The sequence below is a fragment of the Arthrobacter sp. NPDC057388 genome (assembly GCF_042668165.1).
Lineage (GTDB): Bacteria > Actinomycetota > Actinomycetes > Actinomycetales > Micrococcaceae > Arthrobacter.
Genome location: NZ_JBHVBL010000006.1, coordinates 1 through 24,734, shown reverse-complemented (window position 1 = coordinate 24,734; position 24,734 = coordinate 1). Strand labels below are relative to the sequence as shown.

Below are 24,734 nucleotides of genomic sequence, written 5' to 3'. Positions count from 1 at the left end.
TGGTGAGTCCCTGGCCGGTGAGCTTGCCCGGAAGGCAGCGGCGGCCGGCAGCATGGATGCGCTGAAAGCGTCTGGTGCCTTTGATGAACTGATGGCCCAGATTGATTCGGGCGAGCTTGAACTCGACGGCAAAGAGGGGTTCATTCAGCAACTGGTCAAGGCCTCGCTCGAACGCGGTCTGCAGGCCGAGCTGACCGGGCATCTGGGCTATGAGAAGGGCGATCCTATCGGCCGGTTTCTTCCGAATTCCCGCAACGGGTCCTATCCCAAAACGCTGGGCACGAGCGCCGGCGACGTTGATCTGGCCGTCCCGCGCGACCGCGAGGGGTCCTTCAGCCCCCGCCTCGTGCCCAAAGGGGCCCGGCGGACCAACGGCCTGGATGACATGATCATCAGCCTGTACGCCGGCGGGATGACGGTCCGCGATATCGCCCATCATCTCGAGTCCACCCTGGGCACCGAACTGTCCCATGAGACGATCTCGAAAATCACGGACGAGGTCCTGGACGAGGTCATGGAATGGCAAAAACGCCCTCTGGATCCGCTGTATCCGATCCTGTACCTGGACGCCATCATCATCAAGGTCCGGGACGGGCACCAGGTCCAAAACAGGGCGGCCCACATCGCCGTGGGCGTGGACATGGCAGGCATCAAGCATGTCCTGGGTATCTGGGTCGAAGCCAGCGAAGGCGCAAAATTCTGGGCCGGAGTCTGCGCGGAACTGGCCAACCGCGGCGTCAAGGACGTGCTCATTGTCTGCTGTGACGGCCTGACCGGGTTCCCGGAGGCAGTCGCCGCGACCTGGCCGGCCGCGACTATCCAGACCTGCGTGGTCCACCTGATCCGCGCCTCAATGCGGTTCATCGCCTACGGCGACCGCAAGAAGGTCGCCGCGGCTCTCCGCCCGATCTACACCGCCCCGACAGCCGACGCGGCGCAGGACGCACTCGACGGCTTCGAAGCCTCCGAACTGGGCCATAAATACCCGGCAACCGTGCGGACCTGGCGCAACAGCTGGGAAAAATTCATCCCGTTCCTCGCCTTCCCACCCCCGGTCCGGCGCGTCATTTACACCACCAACGCCATCGAGTCACTCAACTACCAGCTGCGCAAAATCATCAAGAACCGCGGACACTTCCCCAATGACCAGGCCGCGGTGAAACTCCTCTGGCTGGCCATCTGCAACATCGAAGACAAACGCAGCCGGGAACGGGCCAAACTGACAGGCCGCGCCCGCGAATCCCGCCACAAATCCGTCTACAAACTCATCGAGGGCACCACCACACAAGGCTGGAGCGAAGCCCTCGGCATCCTCGTCCTGAACTACCCTGACCGCGTCGAACCCTACCTAAACCAATAAAAAGACTTCCCCACTTACACAAACAACTTGACAGGCTCGGAAACAGCCTGCCTGACCGTCCAAGACCGCGCCGCCGTCGACGAAGAACTCGCCGCCGACACCGGGACCTTCGACGGGGTCGGGACCCGCGGCGTCATCGCCGCGGTCAAAGCCGCCGCGACCCGGCGGGACCCGCGCTCGGTCACCCAGCGCGCCAGCCACGCCGCCACCGAACGCGGCGTGAGCCTGCGCCCGGCACCCGACTGCATGACCTACCTCACCGTACTGCTGCCCGCCCACGAAGGCGTCGCCGTCTACACGGCACTGACCCGGCAGGCCGACACCCTCCGCTCCGCCGGAGACCCCCGCTCCAAAAACCAGGCCATGGCCGACACCCTCGTCGAATCCATCACCGGCACCCCCGGCGGGATCAGCGGCATCGACATCAACCTCGTCATGACCGACCGCACCCTCCTCCAAGCCGACTCCGAACCAGCCCGCCTCACCGGCTACGGCACCGTCCCCGCCGCCTGGGCCCGCGACCTCCTCAATCAGGATGAAGGAGAGGAGAGGCCCGTTCCGCCTGCAAATGGCAGGGCAAACGCATCAGAGTCACAATCAGGCCAGATGGGTGCGGTGACCGGACAGACAGAACTACGGCAGGAGCTGAAGATCTGGCTCCGCCGCCTCTACACCGCCCCGGACACCGGCGATCTCGTCGCGATGGACTCCAAGCGCCGGCTTTTCCCGCCACCGCTGCGCCGCTTCATCCAAGTCCGCGACGACACCTGCCGCACCCCCTACTGCGACGCACCCATCCGCCACCACGACCACATCATCCCCTGGCACAACAACGGCCCAACAACCCTCGACAACGGCGCCGGACTCTGCGAAGCCTGCAACCACACCAAAGAACTCCCCGGCTGGAAAACCCAACCCAAACCAGGACCGCGGCACACCATCGAAATCACCACCCCCACCGGCCACACCTACCAATCCACCGCACCCCCGCTACCCGGAACAAGGCTGACCGGAAGCAGATCGCAGGGGTCGGACCAGAGCGACGATGGGTTGCCGGGAATCGAGCAGGCCGGCCCCGCGAACGGTTAGCCAACCCGGGACCGGAATTAACCCTCCGGCACGAACTCCCCGTAGCCGGCGTCGCGCAGGCCTGCGCGCAGCTTTTCCGCATTGGCGTCCAGCCTGGCGGGATCCGGGTTGTGCTCGGCCGTGGCGAAGTTGTATTCCGCCATGCTGTTGGACGGCCATACGTGCACGTGCATGTGGTTGATCTCGTAGCCGGCCACAATCAGTCCTGCCCGGGCTGCGCCGAATGTGTCCACCTGCACGGCACCGATGCGCCGGGCCACTTCCATGACCTTGGCGAGGGTTTCGGGTGAGGCATCCGTCCAGCGGTCAACTTCCTCGGTCGGGACTACCAGCGTGTGCCCGTCTGCAAGCGGACCCGTGGTCAGGAACGCCGAGACGTCCGGCTCGCGCCAGACAAAGCGGCCAGGGATCTCCCCGTTGAGAATCTTGGTGAACAGCGTGCTCATGCGTCAGCCCTTTCCGACGGTTCCTGCAGGGTGGATGTATCCAGGACAAAACGGTACTTCACATCACCGGCGACCATCCGGTCATAGGCACCGTTGAGTTGCTCGGCACCAACCAGCTCGATGTCAGAAACAACCCCGTGCTCGGCACAAAAATCGAGCATCTCCTGCGTCTCAGCGATGCCTCCAATCAACGAACCGGAATAGGAAATCCGCCGTCTGATCAGTGCCCCGGGGCTGACGGGCGGCATCGCGTCGGAGGGCAGCCCCAGCTGGAACAGGGCGCCGTCACGGCGCAGGGTACGGAACAGCGGATTGAGGTCGTGGGGGGCGGCTACGGTATCGATAATGACGTCGATGCTCCGGTTCTCAGCGGCCATCGCCTCCTCATCGCGGGACAGCACTACTGCATCAGCACCCAGTTCCAGTGCCGCGGACACCTTCGATTCAGAAGTAGTGAAGACCTTGACTTCGGCCCCCATCGCTTTGGCCAGCTTGACGGCCATATGTCCCAGGCCCCCAAGGCCCACGACGCCGACCACGTGCCCTTCCCGGACACCGAAATGACGCAGCGGCGAGAACGTGGTGATGCCGGCACAAAGCAGCGGGGCAGCCGCCGCGGGGTCCAGGCTTTCCGGAACCCGCAGGACGTACCGGTGGTCCACCACCACCGACGAGGCGTAACCGCCCTGCGTGACGGCGTCGCCGTTCCTGGCATCCCGGGCACCGTACGTTCCGGTCATGCCGCGTTCACAGTACTGCTCAAGCCCATCGCGGCAACTCTGGCATTCGCGGCACGAGTCCACCATGCAGCCGACGCCCACCCGGTCACCGGGCTGAAAGTCCCGCACACCAGAACCGACGCTGCTGACCCGTCCCACGATCTCGTGGCCCGGCACCAGCGGGTAATTCTGGGAACCCCACTCCCCCCGGGTGGCGTGAACGTCCGAATGGCAGAGCCCGCAGAATTCGATCGCAATCTCGACGTCATCCGCACCAAGCACCCGGCGGGCAATCGTCAGTGCAACCAGGCCGCTCGTGGCGGACGTTGCGCCGCGGGCTGCGGCAAGGCGTCCCTCAAGGCGCCCGACGGCGGTCTCCTCCGGCGGGATTCGCAGGTTCAGCGGCGGGGGCACGGGGCGTCCAGGAGTCATATGGCGACGCTACCGCGGCTCCCCGACGAGTTCCAATCGCCAGCCGATGCAGCTACTGTGCAGGCTCGGCGCCCGTGGCCACCGGACGGGACGTGTCATTGGACCACTGCGAGAAGGAACCGGGAAACAGCGTGGCGCTGAACCCCGCGATCTCCAGGGCCGCAATCTCATGGGAGGCGGTCACGCCGCTGCCGCAGTAGACGGCGGTCGGCGTTGCCGCATCTACCCCCAGGTTGGCGAAGCGCTTCCGCAGCTCCTCTGCCGGGAGGAACCGTCCGTCGTCGTCAAGATTCGCCGTGGTGGGAGCACTGACGGCGCCGGGTATATGGCCTGCCCGGGGATCGACCGGCTCAACGTCCCCGCGGTAGCGTTCTGCGGCCCGCGCATCCAGCAGCACGCCTTCGGCCGGCCAGCCGGCGGCGCCGTCTGCATCGGTCACGGGCATGCCGCCGTCAGCGAGCGTTACGTCACCGGCAACCGGTTCTACTGCCCCACCCTCCACGGGCAATCCTGCTGTACGCCAGGCGGCCAGACCGCCGTCGAGCAGGTAAACGGTGCGGACGCCGGCATTCCGAAGCATCCACCAAAGACGGGCAGCGGAGGTGTTCCCCGCGTCGTCATAGGCCACGACGACGTCACCGTCGCAAATGCCCCAGGACCGGGCCGCTTCCTGGAAGCGGGACAGGGAAGGCAGCGGGTGGCGGCCGCGGCCGGGATCCGCCGCGTCTGCCAGCTGGGTGGGGAGATCCACGTACGCAGCCCCCGGAATGTGCTCCTTCAGGTAGTGGCTGCGGCCTTCCGGATCCCCGAGCGCCCAGCGGACATCCAGCACTACGGTGCGCTGACCGGAGGCCAGCCTGGCATTCAGCCCGGCCACGTCAATGAGGGTGTCCATTTGTCTCCTTGGGATCGTCTGAAGGAATCGCCTCGCCACCGGGGCGCAACAGCACCAACTCTAGCCGCGCGGCCCGCGCCGGTAGGCTGATGCGGTGAACAGGCGATTCAGCGAACGGGCATGGGCGGATGAGGCAGTCCGCAAGATCAACGCGGAAAACAACCGCTCGGCGGACACCCACCTGTATTCAGTGCCGCTCCCTGAACACTGGGGCGTTCAGCTGTACCTCAAGGACGAATCCACGCACCGCTCGGGAAGCCTCAAGCACCGGCTGGCCCGTTCCCTGTTCCTGTTCGGGCTGGTGAACGGCTGGATCCGGGAAGACACCACCATCGTGGAAGCGTCAAGCGGCAGCACCGCCGTTTCCGAGGCGTACTTCGCCCAGCTCCTCGGACTGCCTTTCATCGCCGTCATGACCCGCACGACCAGCCCCGAAAAGATCGCCCTGATCGAACAGTTCGGGGGCGCCTGCCTGCTGGTGGACCATGCCTCAGAGGTGTACGCAGCAGCCGCGGAGGTGGCCGCCACGAGCGGCGGCCACTACATGGACCAGTTCACGTACGCCGAGCGCGCTACAGACTGGAGGGGCAACAACAATATTGCCGAGTCGATCTTTGAACAGCTGGCTTTGGAGGAGCACCCGGTTCCGCGCTGGATTGTGGTGGGTGCCGGCACCGGCGGAACCAGCGCCACGATCGGCCGCTACCTCCGCTACCACCGCCACGCCACCTCGCTGGCGGTGGTCGACCCGGAAAACTCCGCTTTCTACCCCGGCTGGCGGAACGGGGCCCCGGACTTCAGCACGGGCATGCCTTCCCGGATCGAGGGGATCGGCCGGCCGCGGATGGAGCCCAGCTTCGTGCCCTCGGTCATCGACCATATGATCCAGGTTCCCGATGCCGCTTCTGTCGCAGCCATGCGGCACCTGCATTCGCTGGCGGGCCTGCACGCCGGTCCGTCGACGGGCACCAGCCTCTGGGGTGTGTGGCAGCTCGTGGCGCAGATGATCGCCGACGGCGAGCGGGGCAGCATAGTGTCCCTGATGTGCGACGGCGGAGACCGGTACGCCGGCAGCCATTACAGTCCTTCGTGGCTGGCGGCCCAGGGACTGGACCCGCAGCCGTACGAGGACACGCTGAAGTCGTTTTTCGAGACGGGTAGCTGGCAGCCCTAGAGGTCTACCGATTCCTTGCTGGAGAGGTGCGTGTACTCCGTTCCGTACTTCGCGCCGATCCGCTTGACGTGGCCTTCGATGAGCCCGATGCCGGTCTCGTTCAGCAGCCCGTCGTGAATGGGAAAAGCCCGCCCGGCGCGGACGCCGATGACGAAATCCACGACCTCGCTGATCTTGTTCCATGGGGCATGGACGGGGACCAGGAGCGTTCGCACGCTGATGCCGTCCGGGATGATGAACGAGTCCCCCGGGTGGTAGACGTCCTCGTCCACGAGGTAGCCGATGTTGGCGACCACCGGGATCTGGGGGTGAATCAGCGCGTGCTGGCCGCCGAAGCTGCGGATCGCGAACCCGGCTGTGTCGAAGGCCGTCCCCGGCTCCACGGCGTGCACCCGCTCCGCGGCGTCCGGCGCTTCCTTGCGCACATTCTCTGCCACACCTGCCGGGGCGAAGAGCTCCAGCGCTGCCTTCTCCTTGAGTGCGGCCGCCACGGCGGGAACATCGATGTGGTCCGCGTGCTCGTGCGTGATGAGGACAGCGTGTGCGCCGTCCAGCGCTTCAGTGGTTTCGGAGAAGGTTCCCGGATCAAGGACCAGCACCTGGCCGTCCTTTTCGAGCCGGACACAGGCGTGCGTGAATTTAGTCAGCTTCATGGAGCCAGCCTAGGGACCGGCCCGATCAGTGTCCACGGGGCTCCGGCTGGTAACGTTAAAGCTTGCCGTTACCCCAAAGAAAAGCGAGTTTATCCCATGCCACAACGCGCCAGCGCTGACGGCAGGCCACAGGCATCTTCGACCCCCGCCGGCGGGAAAGAACAGCGCGTCACCAAGCAGCGGATCGCTGTCAGCGCCGCCTTGGACGAGCTCAATGACTTCGTTAGCACCCAGGAGCTGTACCGGATCCTCCAGAACAAGGGTGTTTCGGTTTCCCTTGCCACCGCCTACCGGATCCTGCAGTCCCTGGCGGATGAGGAACTTGTGGATGTGCTGCGCAACGGTGACGGCGAGGCGGTCTACCGCCGCTGCGCGGTGACGGTGCACCACCACCACCTGCTGTGCCGCAGCTGTGGCAAGGCGGTTGAGGTGGAGGCGCCCGCCGTCGAAACCTGGGCCGCACGGACCGCCCAGGAGCACGGTTTCACCGAAGTGGCCCACACAGTGGAGATTTACGGCCTGTGCCCCGACTGCACCGCGCGCAAGGCCGCCTCGCAGTAGGGACTATGCGGCCCGCATGACCCGGCCGTTGAGGCCGCGCTTGGCGCGGACAGTGCCGATGACGCGGCACACCACGTAGATCAGGAATGACAGCGTGGTCACATAGGGGCTGATGGGAATGCGGCCGCCGAGGGCAAGCAGTATTCCCCCCACCGTCGCCGAAACGGCGAACACCACGCTGAGCAGCACCACGAGGCGCGGCGAGGACGTCACGCGCAGCGCGGCGGCCGCGGGCGTAATCAGCAGGGCAAGAACCAGCAGGGCGCCGACAATCTGGATGGACAGCGCCACGCTGACGCCCAGGAGCACCATGAATACGAGGGCCAGCGACCGCACAGGAACGCCCCGGGCCTCGGCCAGCTCCGGGTCGACACTGGCAAAGCTCAGCGGCCGCCAGATGACGCACAGCGCCACCATCACCGCCACCGCAGTTCCGGCCAGGACCTGAAGCTGGACGGTATCCACGGACACGATCTGCCCGGTGAGCAGGCCGAACTTGTTGGCCGCCCTGCCTTCGTAAAGGGACAGGAACAGAATCCCGAGACCCAGGCCGAAGGGCATGATCACGCCGATGATGGAGTTCTTGTCCCGGGCCCGGACACCCATGAGTCCGAGCAGCAATGCTGCCGCCACGGAGCCCACCAGGGAGCCGAACACCACGTCGGTGCCAATGAGGAGCGCAAAGGCAGCGCCGGCGAACGAGAGCTCGGAAATTCCGTGGACGGCAAACGCCAGGTCGCGCTTCATCACGAAGGTCCCCACGAGGCCGCCGAGGAGGCCAAGCACAGCACCGGCCCACAGCGAGTTCTGCACCAGCACCAGCAGCTCGCCATAGTTTTCGAAGTTGAACACGGTCTGGAGGAAAGATGCCAGATCCATCAGGACCCCTCCCCGGCACCGGCGTGCGCCTCGTCATGGTGGTGGGTGGTGGCGTCGGGCAAACCGACGACGACGATCCGCCCGTTGGTATGGATCACTTCCACATTGCTGTCGTAAAGATCCGAAAGGACTTCGGTGGTCATCACCTCGTGCGGCGTCCCCACGCTGAACCGGCCGCCGGCGAGGTACAGAATCCTGTCGACGTAGTCGATGATCGGGTTGATCTCGTGGGTCACGAACACCACGGCGCTCTTCCGGTCATGGCACTGTTTGTTGATGAGCGCACTGACCGCCTGCTGGTGGTGCAGGTCCAGCGACAGGAGCGGCTCGTCGCACAGCAGCACCTTTGGATCGGTGGCCAGCGCCTGGGCCACGCGGAGGCGCTGCTGCTCGCCGCCGGACAGCTGCCCGACGGGAACCTTGGCATAGTCGCTGGCCCCGACGAGTTCCAGCAGCTCGTCAATCCTGCGGTTGGCCTTGGCAGTACCCAACCGGATTCCCCAGCGGTGCCCGTCGACACCGAGGCCCACCAGGTCGCGGGCCCGCATGGGAGTGTCGGGCAGGAAGGGCTTCTGCTGCGGAATGTAGCCAATCATCCGGCTGCCCCGCTCCACGGGGTGCCCGCCGAGGCTCGCGTGGCCGGAATGCAGCTCCTGCAGTCCCAGCAGCACCTTGAGGAAACTCGTTTTGCCGCTGCCATTGGGCCCCAGCACCGCGAAGAACTCCCCCGGATTGATGTCCAGGTTCAGATCCTCCCAAAGCGCGCGCCGGCCGAACTTCAGCGACGCCTGCTTCAGGCTGATGACTGGGTTCAACGCTGGCTCTTCAGTGCGCTGCCGATGTTGTTCACGTTGTCCGCCATCCATTGCAGGTAGGTCTTGCCGTCCGGAAGTGTCTCGGTGAAGTTCACCACCGGCGTCCCCGCGGCGCTGGCGGCGTTTTTGACGGTCTGGGTCTGCGGGCCTTCCGTCTGTTCGTTGTAGGCGAGGAAACTGGTTTCCTTCGAGGCGGCCGTCGCAGTGGCTGCCTTCAGGACTGCCGGCGGCACGTCGGCGCCTTCCTCAACCGCGGCGGTGTATTCGGCGGGAGTGCGGTTTTCCAGTCCGGCCGCTTCCAGCAGGTAGAGCGGAACCGGTTCGGTCACGGCAACGCCGGCACCGCCGTGCGAGGTCTTCATTGCGGAAATCTTACTCTCCAGCTTCGCCAGGCCGGACTTGAATTCAGCGGCATTGGCGGTGAACTGGGCGGCCGAGGCGGAGTCAAGTGCCCCGAGGCGGGCAGCGACGGCATCGGCGAGGTGCGTCATGGCGTCAAGGCTGTACCAGACGTGTTCGTTGAAATTGCCGTGGTCGTGGGAATGCCCGTCCTCCGCGTGGGCAGAGGCAGTCCCCGCTTCCTCGGGGGCAAGTCCGGAGACCTCGACGGCGCTGATGATGTTCTCGTGCGGGACGTTGCTGTCGTCCGCCAGGGTGTGGATGAAGTCGTCGTAGCCGCCGCCGTTTTCCACCACGAGCTTAGCCTTGGACACCGTCAGGCGGTCCTGGGCGTTGGCTTCGTAGGAGTGCGGGTCCTGGCTCGGACGGGAGATGATGGCCGAAACGTTGACCTTCTCCCGGCCTACGGCCTCAACGATGTCCCCGTACACGTTCGTGGACGTGACGACGGCGATGCGTCCGTTCCCGCCCGCGTCTTCAGTCTTTGCCGCCGGCGCACCGCAACCGGTGAGGAGCAGGCCGAATCCGGCCACTGCGGCGGTCAGGACAGTGCGGGCATTGCTGGGCACGGAAAATACCTCGGTTCTGGAGAAATTGGGCTGCGGGGAGGAGCAACCTCCAGTTGAGTGTATCGCTAAATAGGAATGATTCCTATTTAGCGTTTATTCGCCGTCGGATGTTCCGAGCCTCCGGATTCCCTTGGCTTGGGTGGCATCCCGGATTTCGCCCACGAGCTGTTCAATCACATCCTCAAGGAACAGCACGCCTTCGGTCTGCCCGCCCGGGCCGATGACGCGTGCCAGGTGCGAGCCGGAACGCTGCATCACGGACATGGCGTTCTCAATCTCATCGTCCCGTGAAAGGTTGGCCAGGGAGCGGATCCGGCTTTCCGCGATGGGCTGCCCGTAGCCGGATTCCGGAATGGCAAGCACGTCCTTGATGTGCAGGTATCCGGACAGCAGTCCGTCGTCGTCCAGCATGGGGAACCGGGAAAAGCCGGTGCGGCTGACGGCCTTCTCAAATTCCAGGGGGGACGTTGAGGACTTCAGCATCACCAGCCGCTCCAGCGGAACCATGACGCTGCCGGCGGTGTACTCCGAAAATTCGAGGGCGCCGGTGATGAGTCCCGCATCATCGTCCACCAGGCCATGGCGTGTGGACTCCTGCACGATGGACTGCACCTCTTCCAGCGTGAACGTGGAGCTGACCTCGTCCTTGGGCTCGATGCGCATCAGCTTCAGGATGTGGTTCGCGGACCAGTTCAGGGCGGTGATGACGGGGTTCACGATCCGTGCGATGAACATCAGCGGCGGAGCCAAAAGGAGCGCCGCTTTGTCGGCGACGGACACCGAAATGTTCTTGGGCACCATCTCGCCGAACGTCACGTGCAGGAACGTCACCAGCATCAGTGCCACTGCGAACGCTGAAACGTCGGCTACTTCCTCCGGCACCCCCAGCCCGGCCAGGGGCGCCGCCAGCAGATGGTGGATCGCCGGCTCCGCCACCAGCAGGATCAGCAGCGAGCACACAGTGATCCCAAGCTGGGCGCAGGCCAGCATCAGCGAGACGTTCTCCATGGCACGCAGGGTTGTCTGCGCACGCACAACGCCGTCGTCCGCCAGGGGCTCAATCTGGCTGCGGCGCGCCGACATGACGGCGAACTCCGCGGCGACGAAGAAGGCGTTGCCCAGGAGCAGCAGCACCAGCCAGAGCAGTCCGGCCCAGTCGCTCATGACCGGCCACCGTTCACGGTCTTGCCGTGGTTGGTCTTGCCGTCTGCGGGCTTGGCGTTTGCGGGCTTGGCGTTTGCGGGCTTGGCGTTTATTCCAGGACCGACGTCGGGTTCCCGGTGGGGCCGGAAGCAGATACGGTCAATGCGCCGGCCATCCATCCGGGTGACGCTGAGCGTCCCGCCGCCCGCTTCCACAGTGTCCCCAACCTCGGGTATCCGGCCCAGCTCGCTCATGACATAACCGCCCACCGTCTCGTAGGCAGCCTCGTCGGGCACGGTGAGGCCGGGGATCTGTTCCGAGAGCTCATCCGGCCGCATCAGCCCCGGGAAGTACCAGTCACCCGAAGCACTTTGCAGCAGCCCGGGCCTGACTTTGTCGTGCTCGTCCGCCACTTCACCCACGATCTCCTCAACCAGGTCCTCCAGCGTGGCGATTCCGGCAGTTCCGCCGTATTCGTCAAGCACCACGGCAAGCTGCAGGTTTCCCTCCCGCAGTTCGGCAAGCAGGGCGTCGAGGTGGATGGTTTCGGGCACGCGAAGGACGTCCGTCATGATGGCTCCCGCCTCGAGCTTTCGCCTGCGGTCAGGAGGAACCGCAATGGCTTTCTTGACGTGGACCAGCCCGCGGATGTCGTCGGCCGACTCACCGATGACGGGGAAGCGCGAGTATCCGCTGCGGCGGGCCGCGTCAATGATGTCCGAGACCGGCTGGTCGGCGTCGATGGTTTCGAGGCGGATGCGCGGGGTCATCACGTCCGCGGCGGTGCGGCCGGAGAAGTTCAGGGTGCGTGCGATGAAGTTCGCCGTCCCCGGGTCCAGCGTGCCCATGGCCGCGGACCTGCGCACCAGGGAGGCTAGCTCCGCCGGGGTCCGGGCGCCGGAAATCTCCTCCTTGGCCTCCAGTCCAAAGATATTCAGGACCTTATTGGAGAAGCCGTTCAGGACCAGGATGGCAGGCTTGAAAATGGTGGTGAAGACCAGCTGGGGCGGTGCCAGGGCCCGGCCAATACGGAACGCAAGGGCAATGGCCATGCTTTTGGGAACCAGCTCACCCAGAAGCATCGACAGTCCTGTCGCAATCACCATCGCCACCACCAGGGAGACGGAACCGGCCACCGGCTCCGGGACACCGAGTGCGGCGAGGGGCACCGCCAGCAGCGCCCCGACGGACGGCTCCATGACGTAGCCCGTCAGGAGCGTGGTCATGGTGATGCCAAGCTGGCAGCTGGACAGCTGCGTGGACAGGGACTTCAGGCACTTGAGCAGTGGCACAGCCGCAGTGTCGCCGTCGTCAACGGCACGCTGCACTGTGGGCTGGTCAAGAGCAATGAGGGAAAATTCGACGGCGACGAAGAAGCCGGTTCCGAGGATGAGCAGCAGGCCGGCGGCAACAAGGAGCCATTCCATCATGGGTGCAAGCCCCCGGGCCGGCACCCGGATTTACCGTCCATGGCACCTATATTCACTGTCCATAAGGATTGCAGTCTACAGGAGCAGCATTCCTCCACGGAGGGCCAAAACTGCTCATCCGGCCCGTGTCCGACCAGCCGCCACGGGTGGCGGAAAGGACCGCCTTCCGGGCCGGATTGAAGCGCCGTTTCGCCACAATCCGGAAGGCGCATGATTTGGGTCACGCTTATTGGCAGTTAAGCCGGAACGGTCACTAGACTGGCAAAGGTCTGGGTTCATAGGACACAGAAACTGGTTCGATAGTTGTGCCGTGGCACCTTAGGCGACCAGAGGGAAATCAAACTCATGGAAGAGGCGTATTTCAAGTGCCAGAGCAGCCTAGCCACCGTCTGCCAGAGGAATTTGGTGGGAACGAGTGGCTCGTTGACGAACTGTACGAGCGTTACCAGCAGGACAAGAATACGGTCGATGCCAAGTGGTGGCCCCTGTTCGAATCATTCGACAGCGGCGACGGTCCATCTTCCAACGGCACGCCGGCCGGAACGGCTCCGGCTGCCAACCCGGCTACCCGCGAACTGCCCGTAGTCACTCCCCCGGCGCCCGCGCAGGCACCGGCATCCGCTACCCCCGCGGCCCAGGCGCCTGCGGCAACTCCGGCACCGGCGCCGGCAGCAGCCCCCGCCCAGCCCGCTCCCGCCAAGAAGGCTCCGGCAACGGTGGCCCGCGACGGCGCAAGGAAGACCGAGGCGGGCACCGGCGCCCAGCCCATCCCGGCCCAGCTGCCGAAGAACGTCAAGGCCCCCACCGCGCCCGAGGAAGACGTCGTATCCGTCCTCCGCGGACCCGCCAAGGCCATTGCGTCGAACATGGTCACCAGCCTCGAGGTGCCCACGGCCACCAGCGTACGTGCGGTTCCGGCCAAGCTCCTGATTGACAACCGCGTTGTCATCAACTCCAACCTCGCCCGCGCCCGCGGCGGCAAGGTTTCCTTCACCCACCTCATCGGCTACGCCGTGGTCCGGGCACTGTCCCAGTTCCCGTCCATGAACGTGTACTACGACGAGGTCGACGGCAAGCCCGTGGCGGTCCAGCCGGCGCACGTGAACTTCGGCATCGCCATCGACATGCCCAAGCCCGACGGCACCCGCCTTCTGATGGTTCCCAACATCAAGAAGGCCGAAACCATGAACTTCGCGGAGTTCTGGCACACCTATGAAGACCTCATCAAGCGTGCCCGCAACGGCAAGCTGACGGCTGACGACCACGCCGGCACCACCGTGTCGCTGACCAACCCGGGCGGCATCGGCACCGTACACTCGGTGCCCCGCCTGTCGAAGGGCCAGGCCGCCATCATCGGCGTCGGCGCCCTTGACTACCCGGCCGAGTGGCAGGGCGCGAGCGAGAAGATCATCGCGCAGAACGCCATCAGCAAGATCCTCACCCTGACCTCCACCTACGACCACCGCGTCATCCAGGGTGCAGGCAGCGGCGAGTTCCTCAAGCTGGTCCACTCGCTGCTCCTCGGCGCGCAGAACTTCTACGACGAGATCTTCGAAGCCCTGCGCATCCCCTACGAGCCGGTCCGCTGGAGCCCCGACCTGCAGGTCGACCCCGCCGACGAGATCAACAAGGTTGCCCGGATCCAGCAGCTGATCCACTCCTACCGGGTCCGCGGCCACCTCATGGCAGACACCGACCCGCTCGAGTACGTCCAGCGCAAGCACCCCGACCTCGACGTCCTCACCTACGGCCTGACCCTGTGGGACCTTGACCGCGAGTGGCCCACCGGCGGCTTCGGCGGCAAGCCGATGCTCAAGTTCCGCGACATCCTGGGCGTGCTCCGCGACGCCTACTGCCGCACCACCGGCATCGAGTACATGCATATCCAGGAACCGGCCGAACGCAAGTGGTTCCAGGACCAGCTGGAGCACCCGTACTCCAAGCCGAGCCGCGACGAGCAGCTGCGCATCGTCTCCAAGCTGAACGCAGCAGAGGCCTTCGAGACCTTCCTGCAGACCAAGTTCGTTGGCCAGAAGCGGTTCTCGCTTGAAGGCGGCGAATCGCTGATCCCGCTGCTGGACGCGATCATCTCCGACGCCGCCGACGACGGACTGGACGAGGTTGCCATCGGCATGGCACACCGCGGCCGCCTGAACGTGCTGACCAACATTGCCGGCAAGACCTACGCCCAGGTGTTCCGCGAGTTCGAAGGTACCCAGGACCCGCGCTCCGTGCAGGGTTCCGGCGACGTCAAGTACCACCTCGGCACCGAAGGCACCTTCACGTCGGACAACGGCAAGGAGACCAAGGTCTACCTGGCCGCCAACCCCTCCCACCTCGAGGCCGTGGACCCTGTCCTGGAGGGCATCGTCCGCGCCAAGCAGGACCGCCTGGACCAGGGCTCGTCCTTCCCCGTGCTGCCCATCATGGTGCACGGCGACGCGGCCTTCGCCGGCCAGGGTGTTGTGGCCGAAACGCTCAACCTGTCCCAGCTGCGCGGCTACCGCACCGGCGGAACCATCCACATCGTGGTCAACAACCAGGTCGGCTTCACCACCGCGCCTTCCTCCTCGCGTTCGTCCACGTACTCCACGGACGTCGCCAAGATGATCCAGGCTCCGGTGTTCCACGTGAACGGCGACGACCCCGAGGCAGTTGTCCGCATCGGCCAGCTCGCCTACGAGTTCCGCCAGCGGTTCCACAAGGACGTTGTCATCGACATGGTCTGCTACCGCCGCCGCGGCCACAACGAGGGCGACGACCCCTCGATGACCCAGCCGCTGATGTACAACCTCATCGAGGCCAAGCGCTCCGTCCGCAAGCTCTACACGGAATCGCTGATCGGCCGCGGTGACATCACCGAGGAAGAAGCCGAGCAGCTGCTCCGCGACTACCAGGAACGCCTCGAGCGCGTCTTCGCCGAAACCCACGCGGCCCAGACCTCGCCCATTCCGATCATCACGGCCGATTCGGCAGCGGTATCGGACATCGAGCGTCCCCAGGCCCAGCAGTCGGACATGGGAACCAACGCCCCGGCCTCGACGGCTATTTCGGCCGACACCCTGGCCCGCATCGGCAAGGCACACGTCGAGATCCCCGAAGGCTTCACCGTCCACGCCAAGCTCAAGCAGCTGCTGGAGAAGCGCGAACAGATGTCCCGTGAAGGCGGCATCGACTGGGGCTTTGGCGAAATCGCTGCCTTCGGCTCGCTGATCATGGAAGGCGTCCCGGTCCGGCTCGCTGGCCAGGACTCGCGCCGCGGCACGTTCGTGCAGCGCCACGCCGTGTTCCACGACCGCGCCAACGGCAATGAATGGCTGCCGCTGGGCAACCTGTCGGACAACCAGGCCAAGCTGTGGATCTACGACTCCCTGCTGTCCGAGTACGCGGCCATGGGCTTCGAATACGGCTACTCGGTGGAGCGCCCCGACGCCCTGGTCCTGTGGGAGGCGCAGTTCGGTGACTTCGTCAACGGCGCGCAGACCATCATCGATGAATTCATCTCGTCCGCAGAGCAGAAGTGGGGCCAGCGCTCGTCGCTCGTGCTGATGCTGCCGCACGGCTACGAGGGACAGGGCCCGGACCACTCCTCAGCCCGCATCGAACGCTTCCTGCAGCTGTGTGCCGAGGAAAACATCATCGTCGCCAACCCGACGACGGCTGCCTCGCACTTCCACCTGCTGCGCCGCCAGGCCTACAGCCGGCCTCGCAAGCCGCTCATCATCTTCACGCCGAAGCAGCTGCTGCGCCTCAAGGCCGCTGCCTCGTCCGTCGAGGACTTCACCACCGGCGGTTTCCGCCCGGTGATCGGTGAACACGAGCAGCTGCAGGCCGACGCTGTCGACCGCGTGCTTCTGGTCTCCGGCCGCCTGTACTACGACCTGCTGTCAACGCGGCAGAAAACGGGCGACAAGTCGACGGCGATCGTCCGCGTCGAGCAGCTGTACCCGCTGCCGCAGGCGGAGATCGAAGCCGAGCTGGCCAAGTACCCGAACGCGGAAGTTGTGTGGGCGCAGGACGAGCCCGCCAACCAGGGACCGTGGCCCTTCATGGGGCTGCACCTGCCCACCGCCCTGGACCGGAAGGTGCGGCTGGTCTCACGCCCCGCTTCAGCTTCCACCGCGGCCGGCTCCATGAAGCGCCACGCTGTGGAGCAGGACGCGCTCCTGAAGCAGGCTTTCGCCCGTAAGTAGCAGAACAGCTGCCCGGCCGGACGGTGACATACCGTTCCAGCCGGGCAGTTCTGTTTAATCGGCGTGAGTTAATAGATCCTTAGCGTTGGCACGTAAACGGTCCGTGTCCGGGACACGCCCTCCCAACAAGTGAAGAGGTAGTAGTGGAAGACAGGAAGCTGCGGATTGCGGCTGTTGGAGATGAACTGCTCGCCGGGCTCGGCGATCCCCGCGCACTGGGGTGGCTGGGCCGGGTGCTTGCCCGCACTCCGCAGGACGGCATGACGGTGGAGAGCTTTTCCCTTCCGTGCCCGCAGGAAGGCACCGAAGGCCTGTCGGCCCGCTGGCTCGAGGAGGCCGGCCGCCGGTTCAGCGATCTGCACGAGAACCGGCTGGTCATCGGGCTCTCCGGCCGGGACATCGAGTTCGGGCTGTCCACCGCCCGAAGCCGGCTCAATCTCGCCAACATCCTGGATTCAGCCACCCAGAAAAGGCTGGAAGTCTTCGTCGTCGGCCCGCCGCCAACGCTCGATCCCGTTCAGAACCGGCGCCTCGGCGAGCTGAACACCGCCTTTGCCGACGTGACCACCCGTCGCAAGCACCTCTACGTGGACACCTTTTCGCCGCTGCTCAACCACGAGCAGTGGCGCCAGGACCTCGCCGCCAACGGGGGCACGCCCGGGCAGGCCGGCTACGGCCTGATGGCGTGGCTCGTGCTTCACCGTGGCTGGTTCCAGTGGCTTGGCATGGAGACGCCCGAATAACGAAGATGCTTCGCGATATATCTTGATCTTCCCCCGGCCGCGGCGTAGCGTGTCTTCCACAGACACGATATATCGCAAGTGGAGGAACCGTGGAAGACAACTCCTGGACCGTCACCGGCCCGCAGACCATTGATGTCGACGGCGTCACTCACCTCAAGGTGGGCATCGTCCGGGGCAGGTTCGACATCGTCACACACGGCGAAGAGACCGTCCGGATCGAGGTCTCGGAGGTGCACGGCGACCCACTGGCGGTCTCCGTGGCCCGCGGGCGGCTGGAAATCCGTCACCAGATGCACGGGCCGCAGGGCTGGTTCAAGAACCTGATGGAGTCGGTCAACAGCAGCAGCAACAACTCCACGGTCATCAGCATCGCTGTGCCTGCGGGCGTCGAGGTGGAGGCGGGCACCGTCAGCGGTGACGGACTGGTCTCCGGTGTCGGCGGCCGGGCCCGGCTGAGCACCGTCACCGGCTCCCTTCTGGCCGACGGAACCTCGGGTGACCTGCACGTGAACACGGTCAGCGGCGAAGTGATCGCCCGCAACCACAACGGCGTCCTCACGGCCAAGAGCGTCTCGGGAGAAGTGACAGCATCCGGCCAGTTCAGCAGTATCCGGGCCAATACTGTCAGCGGCGACATGAGCTTCGACCTGCACGGCTTCACCCGCGACTTCGGCGCCAACTCTGTCTCCGGGGACCTGACAGTCCGCGTCCCCCACGACATTGGCGTGGACATCGTGGCCCAGTCCGCCAGCGGGCCGGTGGTCATCGACGACCGGAAATACGGCCATCCCGGCGGCAAGGTGCAGACCATTTCCGGCCCGGACGCCAAGCTCATGCTGGTTCGCACCAACTCAGTCTCCGGGAAGACGTCCATCTTCCACGGCCAGGCACCGGCCACCGCGGAACCGGCGCTCTGATGCCTCCCGTCTTTGCCCACGGCGCGCTGCGGCTGTATCTGCTGGCGCTTCTGGAGGAGGGCCCCAAGCACGGATATGAACTCATCAAGGCCCTTAGCGACCGCTTTGGCGGAACCTACTCCCCCAGTGCCGGCACCATCTATCCGCGGCTGGGCAAGCTGGAGGCGGAAGGCCTGGTGGCTACTGAGTCCCAGGGGCGCCGCACCAACTACCGCATCACCGCAGCGGGCCTCGCTGAACTGAACAGTCGCCGCAGGGAGGTGGAAACCGTGGAGAACGACATTGCGGCATCCGTCCGCCGCCTCGCCGACGACCTCCGCGCCGACATCCGCAGCAACATGCGCGGGCTCCGCGCAGACCTTGCGGCCACAGCCGAAGCGGCCCGCACCGCTGCCAGATCGGCGGATTGGGCCGCGTCGGCAAATGCGGCCGGGCCGGCAACCCCGGCCGGCGGGCGCCGCTATCCCCCGGAGGGGCAGCAATTGCTCAAGGAAGCGGAAATGCTGCTGCAGGCGTTCCGCGACGACATGCGGACCGAGCTGCGCCTGCACACCAGGGACCGGCCCATGACCCCGGTGGCGCTTGAAGCGGTTCACACGGTACTGGACCAGGCCCGGGCCGCGATTCGGAACTCGCTATAGGAATCCCTCTCCGGCCGCCAGTTCGCGGCCTGTCCGCCGATATGGGAGACTGGAGGGCAACTCTTTTGGGTAACGAGATTAAGGAGGCCAGCTATGAGCAAGCGTGCACGTAAGCGTCGTGACCGTAAGCGTGGCGGCGCGAACCACGGGAAGCGCCCCAACACCTAAGCCACGGCTTGAACCGAAGCTTAAACACGATGCCCCCGCTACCGGCAAGGTAGCGGGGGCATCGCGCTTAAGTCAGGTGCTCCGTCAGGCGTCCACCGGCCGGATCGTGTGGATCCGCTGCAGGATGGCGTTCTTCAGGTTTTCCGGAGCAGCCTCGGTACAGGAGCGCTTCACCACTTTCCGGATGACACACTCGAGATCGTACTGCTCCGTGCATTCGGGGCACTCGTCCAGGTGCTGCTTGATCTCCGCAAGGTCGCTGCGGGTCAAGGCCCCGTCCAGATACTCATAGATGCGCTGCATCCTGGTGTCATCGCAGTCGCCCAATCCCTGGCAGTCGCTCATTTCCCGTTCTCCTGTTGGTTGCCTTCCGCTGCCGTCGTGGCGTCCGCAGCAGCTTTGAATCCCCGGTCGGCGGCGTAGTCCGCCAGCATGTCCCGCAGCATCTTGCGACCCCGGTGAAGCCGGGACATCACAGTGCCGATGGGGGTGTTCATGATGTCTGATATTTCCTTGTACGCGAAGCCCTCGACATCGGCGAAGTACACGGCAAGCCGGAACTCCTCCGGGATGGCCTGCAGGGCACGCTTGACGTCCGAGTCCGGAAGATGGTCCAGTGCCTCCGCCTCGGCGGACCGCAGGCCGCTGGAGGTGTGGGACTCGGCACGGGCAAGCTGCCAGTCCTCGATGGTGTCCGAATTGGACTGCAGCGGTTCCCGCTGCCGCTTCCGGTACAGGTTGATGTAGGTGTTCGTCAGGATCCGGTACAGCCAGGCTTTGAGGTTGGTGCCCGGCTTGTACTGATGGAACGCCGAGAACGCCTTGGTATACGCCTCCTGCACGAGGTCTTCGGCATCGGCCGGGTTCCGGGCCATGCGCATGGCAGCCGAATACAGCTGGTCCACGTACTGCATGGCGTCGCGCTCAAACCGCGCCCGGCGCGCTTCGGCGCTCTCCGAGCCGACGTCGATATCCTCTGCCGCTTCAGCGGCGGCTGACGTGCCATTGTCCGGGACGCCGTTGGCGGCGTCCTCCTGTGCGGCCTGCAGGGCCGGATCCACGGTGCTCATTGCCTTCAAGTCTACTTTGATCGGCGCCGGCCGCCCTTGACGGCGTGCCGTGCCTTTCCCCGCCCCAGGGAGACCGTCCGGTTCAAGGAAACCGCCCCCTGCCGAGAAGGCGCTTCCCGCCTCCAGGGCGTCTGCTTCGGGCACCACGAACGGCCTCATTGTGGCGGGACTTCGCACCCCCACAGCTTCCTTCACCAAAGTCAATGCTCCATCTCCACTCCGCCTGTTGGACCGGCTTGAAAAAGACCGCGTTCGTGCGGCGGTCCGCGTTCCTGCCGGTTCCGGCCATGCCCCAGCCGCCGCTGCACACCGGAAACCTCCGCGGACAGCACCCGCAGTCTGTTCCCGGCCAAAGAGCACAACGACGCGCGGTGGGCAAATATTCCGCAAAAGTGCAAGACTAGAACCGACTCCGCCGCGGCCACCGCGGCTCGGCCATCCAGGAGGAAATTCATGTCCTTTGTCCGCTTTTTTGCCCGGCCGATGCTGGCCTCAAGTTTCATCCTCGCCGGCACGGACAAGCTCAGGAATGCGGATGACACCGCCCAGCAGCTGTCGCCCCTCCTGCGCCGTGCCGCGGAAGCCCTCCCTTTCCAGACTGACGAGAAGGTCCTCGCCCGGATCATTGGCGGAACGCAGGTAGGGGCCGGCGTCCTCTTCGCGCTCGGAAAGTCGGCGCGGCTGGCCGCCTCGGTACTGGCCGTCATCTCGGCGCTGAACGCCTTCGTTGAATGGCGCAGCGCCGACATCAGCAGCAAGGAAGGCCGGGAAAACCGCCGCAACCAGCTGCTCAAAAACATCACCCTCACCGGCGGGGTGCTGCTGGCCTCCGTGGACACCGCCGGCAAGCCCAGCCTGGCCTGGCGTGCAGAGCACCTCGCGGCCGACGCCCGGAAGACCGCCAGTCACCTCGCGGCGGACGCCCGCAAGACCACCGGCAAGAAGCTGCAGAAGGCCGACAAGGCTGTCCGCAAGGCCGTTGACCACGCGGTAGGGGCATAAGCAGGAATGGCAGCATCACCCATGGGCGCGTCCGCTGAAAATTCCGGCGCCGCTCCGCACTGGCCCGCGCCGTTTGCGGAGCAGCCGGTCGACGCCACCGTCCGCGTACCCGGCTCGAAGTCGCTGACGAACAGGTACCTGGTCCTTGCGGCACTGGCCGACGGGCCGTCGCGGCTCCGGGCACCGCTGCACTCGCGCGATTCCGCGCTCATGATTGCTGCCCTGCGCCAGCTTGGCGCAGACATCCGGGAAGTCCCGGGCGACGGCGCCTTCGGCCCGGACCTGGAGGTTTCACCCATTCCGGCCAATTCCGGCGGCGGGGACGTCGCCGTCGACTGCGGCCTGGCCGGGACCGTCATGCGGTTCGTGCCGCCAATGGCGGCCCTGCGCAGCGGCGCCACCGTCTTCGACGGCGACCCCCACGCCCGGGAACGGCCCATGGGGACCATCATCGACGCGCTCTCGGCGCTGGGAGTTGCCGTGACCGGCGACGACGGCGGCACGCCCGCCTCGCTGCCGTTCCGCGTCGAGGGCTCCGGACGGGTCCGCGGCGGGCACCTCGTCATCGACGCCAGTGCATCATCCCAGTTCGTCTCCGCCCTGCTCCTGGTGGGGGCGCGGTTCACGGACGGCCTGCACCTTGAGCACTCAGGCAGCACGGTGCCGAGCCTGGACCACATCAACATGACCATCGCCGTGCTGCGCGGCGCCGGCGTGGCAGTGGATGACTCAACACCGAACCACTGGATTGTCAGCCCCGGCCCGATCCGCGCATTCGACCAGCGCATCGAACAGGACCTGTCCAACGCCGGCCCCTTCCTGGCGGCCGCGCTGGCCACCGCCGGTACGGTCCGGGTTCCGGACTGGCCGGAGCACACCACCCAGGTGGGCGACATGTGGCGCAGCATCCTCACCGATATGGGCGCCACGGTCACCCTGGCCGACGGCACCCTGACGGTGACCGGCCGCAGCGAGATCAAGGGCGCGGACTTCGCCGACACCAGCGAACTGGCCCCAACGGTCGCAGCGCTCTGCGCCTTGGCGTCCGGCCCTTCCCGGCTGAGCGGCATCGCACACCTGCGGGGACACGAAACTGACAGGCTCGCAGCGCTTGTGACCGAGATCAACCGCCTCGGCGGCGACGCCGAGGAAACCGCCGACGGGCTCATCATCCGGCCCGCGGAACTGCATGGCGGGGTCGTACACAGCTACGCGGACCACCGGATGGCCACCGCCGGAGCCATCCTCGGCCTGGCGGTCAGGGGCGTGGAAGTGCAGGACATCGCCACGACATCCAAGACCATGCCCGACTTCCCCCAGCTGTGGGCGGACATGCTCAGCCAGCGGAGCAGTGCTGTTACCAACACGGCAGGGACGACCGGTGGCTCGCAGCACTGATTCCTGGGATGAATCCGACGTCCGGATCCGGCCGAACAAGAAAGGTTCACGGCCCCGGACGAAGGACCGCCCCAGCCATGAGGACGCCGTCACGGGACGGATCATCACCGTTGACCGGGGCCGGTATACGGCGGTCGTCGGCGAGGACTCCGGGCACGAGCGGACAGTTATTGCGGCCCGCGCCCGGGAGTTGCGCCGCTCCCCCGTGGTGGCCGGCGACTTCGTTTCCCTGGTGGGCGACGTGTCCGGCGCGCCGGACACTCTCGCCCGGCTGGTGAAGATCCAGGACCGCAAGACTCTGCTGCGGCGCAGCGCCGACGACACTGACCCGGTGGAACGCGCCGTCGTTGCCAACGCCGACCAGCTGGTGGTGGTTGTGGCCGCCGCCAACCCTGAACCCCGCACCGGCTTCATCGACCGGGCGCTGGTGGCCGCCTACGATGCCGGAATCGAGCCGCTGCTGCTCGTCACCAAGGCCGACGTCAAGGATCCGACCGAACTGCTGAGCAACTACCGCCACCTCGACTTTCCGGTGATCATCAGCCGTACCGCCGATTCCGACGCGTCCGGCATCGATGCCCGGTCCGACGACGGCCTCTCCGCCCGGCTCGACGTTGCCGCCGTGTCCGAACTCCGCGCCCACCTGGACGGCAAGGTCACCGTGATGCTGGGCCATTCCGGCGTCGGGAAATCCACCATGGTCAACGCACTGACCGGCGCCGAACGCGCCACCGGCGGCGTGAACGCGGTGACGGGCCGCGGACGGCACACGTCGTCGTCGGCCCTTGCCCTCAAGCTCGCGGACGCCCCCGCCGGCAGCTGGATCATCGACACACCGGGCATCCGCTCCTTCGGGCTGGCGCACGTCGACCCGGACCGCATCCTGCACTCCTTCCCCGACCTTGAGCCCGGGACCGAAGCCTGCGAACGCGGCTGCAAGCACGACGCCACCGCGGTCAACTGCGGCGTGGATGCGTGGGTCGCGGCCGGCCACGCAGGTCCTTCGGGAGCGGCCAGGCTCGCGTCCCTGCGCCGCCTGCTGGGCACTGACCCCCGCGCCGAGGCCCAGGAAACCAAGGAACTCGGCAGCGTCGGCTAGCTTCCCGCGGCACCGACCGGCCACTGCCTCCCCGCCCCGCCGGGCCTTTGAGGGTAGTTTGGAACCATGACCCAACCCGCTTCAACGTACAACGATGACCTGCGCCTGGCCCATGTGCTGGCCGATTCCGTGGACGACCAGACCATGAGCCGGTTCAAGGCACTGGACCTTCAGATCGAGACAAAGCCCGATCTGACGCCGGTCACCGATGCGGACAAGGCCGCCGAGGAGTCCATCCGCGGCCAGCTGTCCCGCTCCCGTCCCCGCGACGCCGTCCTCGGTGAGGAGTTCGGCAGTTCCGGCCACGGTTCGCGCCGCTGGATCATCGACCCCATCGACGGCACCAAGAACTTTGTCCGCGGCGTGCCGGTGTGGGCCACGTTGATTGCCCTCGTCGATGAGGGCGAGCCGGTGGTAGGCGTGGTCAGCGCCCCGGCGCTGGGCAAGCGCTGGTGGGCGGCGAAGGGAGCAGGCGCCTACTCGGGCCGTTCTCTCGCGGCCGCCACCCGCCTCAAGGTATCCAACGTCTCCAGCCTCGCCGACGCCTCGCTGTCCTACTCCAGCCTTGGCGGCTGGAAGGACCGCGGCAACCTCGATGAGTTCCTGCAGCTCACCGAGGATGTGTGGCGCACACGTGCGTTCGGTGACTTCTGGTCCTACTGCATGGTGGCCGAAGGGGCCGTGGATATCGCCTGTGAGCCGGAACTGAACCTGTACGACATGGCGGCGTTGGTGCCGATCGTGACCGAGGCAGGCGGCCGTTTCACCTCCCTCGAAGGCACGGACGGGCCGTTCGGCGGCAACGCCCTGGCCACCAACTCGATTCTGCACTCGGAAGTCCTGAGGCGGCTGAACCCGCAACTGGACGACCTGCTTTAGGTTTTTCCTGCCACCGCCCCGCCCTGAACATTACGACGGCGGCCGCCCGCTTTTGGGGGC

Annotated in this window: 23 protein-coding genes and 1 pseudogene; 13 read left to right on the top strand and 11 right to left on the bottom strand. The window is 65.9% G+C overall.

Going from position 1 to position 24,734, the window contains the following annotated elements; all coding sequences use genetic code 11:
• The first annotated feature begins 52 nt into the window (after positions 1–52).
• Positions 53–1,360 (top strand): IS256 family transposase, encoded by a 1,308-nt coding sequence (locus ACFUTU_RS04575; protein WP_377961446.1) that lies wholly within the window; start codon positions 53–55, stop codon positions 1,358–1,360.
• A 39-nt stretch (positions 1,361–1,399) separates the two neighbouring features.
• Positions 1,400–2,449 (top strand): annotated as a pseudogene (locus ACFUTU_RS04570) (HNH endonuclease); the annotation flags it as partial.
• Between the two features lie 17 nt (positions 2,450–2,466).
• Here ACFUTU_RS04570 and ACFUTU_RS04565 read toward each other — a convergent pair.
• Genes ACFUTU_RS04565 through ACFUTU_RS04555 form a run of 3 tightly spaced genes read right to left on the bottom strand, consistent with a single transcriptional unit; the run spans position 2,467 to position 4,941 of the window.
• A complete protein-coding gene (locus tag ACFUTU_RS04565; protein WP_377961182.1) occupies positions 2,467–2,895 on the bottom strand; it encodes an HIT family protein in 429 nt (142 codons plus the stop codon).
• Positions 2,892–4,046 carry an NAD(P)-dependent alcohol dehydrogenase gene (locus tag ACFUTU_RS04560; RefSeq protein WP_377961180.1) on the bottom strand — a complete coding sequence of 385 codons (1,155 nt, stop codon included), beginning with the start codon at positions 4,044–4,046 and terminating at the stop codon, positions 2,892–2,894. Before ACFUTU_RS04560 ends, ACFUTU_RS04565 begins: the two co-directional genes overlap by 4 nt.
• Positions 4,047–4,098: 52 nt before the next feature.
• Positions 4,099–4,941, bottom strand: a complete 843-nt coding sequence (locus ACFUTU_RS04555) for a sulfurtransferase (protein WP_377961177.1) — start codon at positions 4,939–4,941, stop codon at positions 4,099–4,101.
• 94 nt (positions 4,942–5,035) lie between these two features.
• Between ACFUTU_RS04555 and ACFUTU_RS04550 the strand changes: the two genes are divergently transcribed.
• Positions 5,036–6,115 (top strand): PLP-dependent cysteine synthase family protein, encoded by a 1,080-nt coding sequence (locus ACFUTU_RS04550; protein WP_377961175.1) that lies wholly within the window; start codon positions 5,036–5,038, stop codon positions 6,113–6,115.
• Here the strand turns inward: ACFUTU_RS04550 and ACFUTU_RS04545 are convergent.
• Positions 6,112–6,768: an MBL fold metallo-hydrolase gene (locus ACFUTU_RS04545; protein WP_377961173.1), complete on the bottom strand. Its 657-nt coding sequence runs from the start codon at positions 6,766–6,768 to the stop codon at positions 6,112–6,114. The genes ACFUTU_RS04550 and ACFUTU_RS04545 overlap by 4 nt on opposite strands.
• Before the next feature lie 96 nt (positions 6,769–6,864).
• On the opposite strand from ACFUTU_RS04545, the gene ACFUTU_RS04540 reads away from it, so the two are divergent.
• Complete coding sequence (locus ACFUTU_RS04540; protein ID WP_377961171.1) at positions 6,865–7,329, top strand: Fur family transcriptional regulator; 465 nt, start codon at positions 6,865–6,867, stop codon at positions 7,327–7,329.
• A 3-nt stretch (positions 7,330–7,332) separates the two neighbouring features.
• Here ACFUTU_RS04540 and ACFUTU_RS04535 read toward each other — a convergent pair whose 3' ends face one another.
• The 5 genes from ACFUTU_RS04535 to ACFUTU_RS04515 form a co-directional block, all read right to left on the bottom strand.
• Positions 7,333–8,208 carry a metal ABC transporter permease gene (locus ACFUTU_RS04535; protein ID WP_377961168.1) on the bottom strand — a complete coding sequence of 292 codons (876 nt, stop codon included), beginning with the start codon at positions 8,206–8,208 and terminating at the stop codon, positions 7,333–7,335.
• Entirely contained in the window at positions 8,208–9,023 is an 816-nt protein-coding gene (locus ACFUTU_RS04530; protein ID WP_377961166.1) for a metal ABC transporter ATP-binding protein, read from the bottom strand. Before ACFUTU_RS04530 ends, ACFUTU_RS04535 begins: the two co-directional genes overlap by 1 nt.
• Entirely contained in the window at positions 9,020–9,991 is a 972-nt protein-coding gene (locus tag ACFUTU_RS04525; RefSeq protein WP_377961164.1) for a metal ABC transporter solute-binding protein, Zn/Mn family, read from the bottom strand. Before ACFUTU_RS04525 ends, ACFUTU_RS04530 begins: the two co-directional genes overlap by 4 nt.
• A 93-nt stretch (positions 9,992–10,084) precedes the next feature.
• Positions 10,085–11,155 (bottom strand): hemolysin family protein, encoded by a 1,071-nt coding sequence (locus ACFUTU_RS04520; protein WP_377961161.1) that lies wholly within the window; start codon positions 11,153–11,155, stop codon positions 10,085–10,087.
• Entirely contained in the window at positions 11,152–12,561 is a 1,410-nt protein-coding gene (locus ACFUTU_RS04515; protein WP_377961443.1) for a hemolysin family protein, read from the bottom strand. The genes ACFUTU_RS04520 and ACFUTU_RS04515 overlap by 4 nt, the downstream gene beginning before the upstream one ends.
• Positions 12,562–12,929: 368 nt before the next feature.
• Here ACFUTU_RS04515 and ACFUTU_RS04510 point away from each other — a divergent pair, with 368 nt between their 5' ends.
• The 5 genes from ACFUTU_RS04510 (at position 12,930) to ACFUTU_RS04490 (ending at position 19,226) form a co-directional block, all read left to right on the top strand.
• The gene (locus ACFUTU_RS04510) at positions 12,930–16,757 is read left to right on the top strand and encodes a multifunctional oxoglutarate decarboxylase/oxoglutarate dehydrogenase thiamine pyrophosphate-binding subunit/dihydrolipoyllysine-residue succinyltransferase subunit (RefSeq protein ID WP_377961159.1); all 3,828 of its coding nucleotides are present in this window, start codon (positions 12,930–12,932) and stop codon (positions 16,755–16,757) included.
• A 143-nt stretch (positions 16,758–16,900) separates the two neighbouring features.
• The gene (locus tag ACFUTU_RS04505; RefSeq protein ID WP_377961156.1) at positions 16,901–17,500 is read left to right on the top strand and encodes a GDSL-type esterase/lipase family protein; all 600 of its coding nucleotides are present in this window, start codon (positions 16,901–16,903) and stop codon (positions 17,498–17,500) included.
• Between the two features lie 89 nt (positions 17,501–17,589).
• Positions 17,590–18,417, top strand: a complete 828-nt coding sequence (locus ACFUTU_RS04500) for a DUF4097 family beta strand repeat-containing protein (protein ID WP_377961154.1) — start codon at positions 17,590–17,592, stop codon at positions 18,415–18,417.
• Positions 18,417–19,058, top strand: a complete 642-nt coding sequence (locus tag ACFUTU_RS04495; protein WP_377961151.1) for a PadR family transcriptional regulator — start codon at positions 18,417–18,419, stop codon at positions 19,056–19,058. Before ACFUTU_RS04500 ends, ACFUTU_RS04495 begins: the two co-directional genes overlap by 1 nt.
• 93 nt (positions 19,059–19,151) lie before the next feature.
• The gene (locus ACFUTU_RS04490) at positions 19,152–19,226 is read left to right on the top strand and encodes a 50S ribosomal protein bL37 (protein WP_369299106.1); all 75 of its coding nucleotides are present in this window, start codon (positions 19,152–19,154) and stop codon (positions 19,224–19,226) included.
• Positions 19,227–19,310: 84 nt separating this feature from the next.
• Here ACFUTU_RS04490 and rsrA read toward each other — a convergent pair whose 3' ends face one another.
• Both rsrA and ACFUTU_RS04480 read right to left on the bottom strand, forming a co-directional pair.
• Entirely contained in the window at positions 19,311–19,571 is a 261-nt protein-coding gene (rsrA, locus tag ACFUTU_RS04485) for a mycothiol system anti-sigma-R factor (protein ID WP_076801889.1), read from the bottom strand.
• Positions 19,568–20,296, bottom strand: a complete 729-nt coding sequence (locus tag ACFUTU_RS04480; protein WP_377961149.1) for a sigma-70 family RNA polymerase sigma factor — start codon at positions 20,294–20,296, stop codon at positions 19,568–19,570. Before ACFUTU_RS04480 ends, rsrA begins: the two co-directional genes overlap by 4 nt.
• Positions 20,297–20,749: 453 nt before the next feature.
• On the opposite strand from ACFUTU_RS04480, the gene ACFUTU_RS04475 reads away from it, so the two are divergent.
• From ACFUTU_RS04475 to hisN, 4 genes are all read left to right on the top strand, one after another.
• On the top strand, positions 20,750–21,298 hold the full coding sequence (locus ACFUTU_RS04475; RefSeq protein WP_377961146.1) for a DoxX family protein: 549 nt from the start codon (positions 20,750–20,752) through the stop codon (positions 21,296–21,298).
• 21 nt (positions 21,299–21,319) lie between these two features.
• On the top strand, positions 21,320–22,696 hold the full coding sequence (gene aroA, locus ACFUTU_RS04470; RefSeq protein WP_377961441.1) for a 3-phosphoshikimate 1-carboxyvinyltransferase: 1,377 nt from the start codon (positions 21,320–21,322) through the stop codon (positions 22,694–22,696).
• Positions 22,680–23,795 carry a ribosome small subunit-dependent GTPase A gene (locus ACFUTU_RS04465; RefSeq protein ID WP_377961144.1) on the top strand — a complete coding sequence of 372 codons (1,116 nt, stop codon included), beginning with the start codon at positions 22,680–22,682 and terminating at the stop codon, positions 23,793–23,795. Before aroA ends, ACFUTU_RS04465 begins: the two co-directional genes overlap by 17 nt.
• A 66-nt stretch (positions 23,796–23,861) precedes the next feature.
• Entirely contained in the window at positions 23,862–24,674 is an 813-nt protein-coding gene (gene hisN / locus ACFUTU_RS04460; RefSeq protein WP_377961141.1) for a histidinol-phosphatase, read from the top strand.
• Positions 24,675–24,734 lie beyond the last annotated feature (60 nt).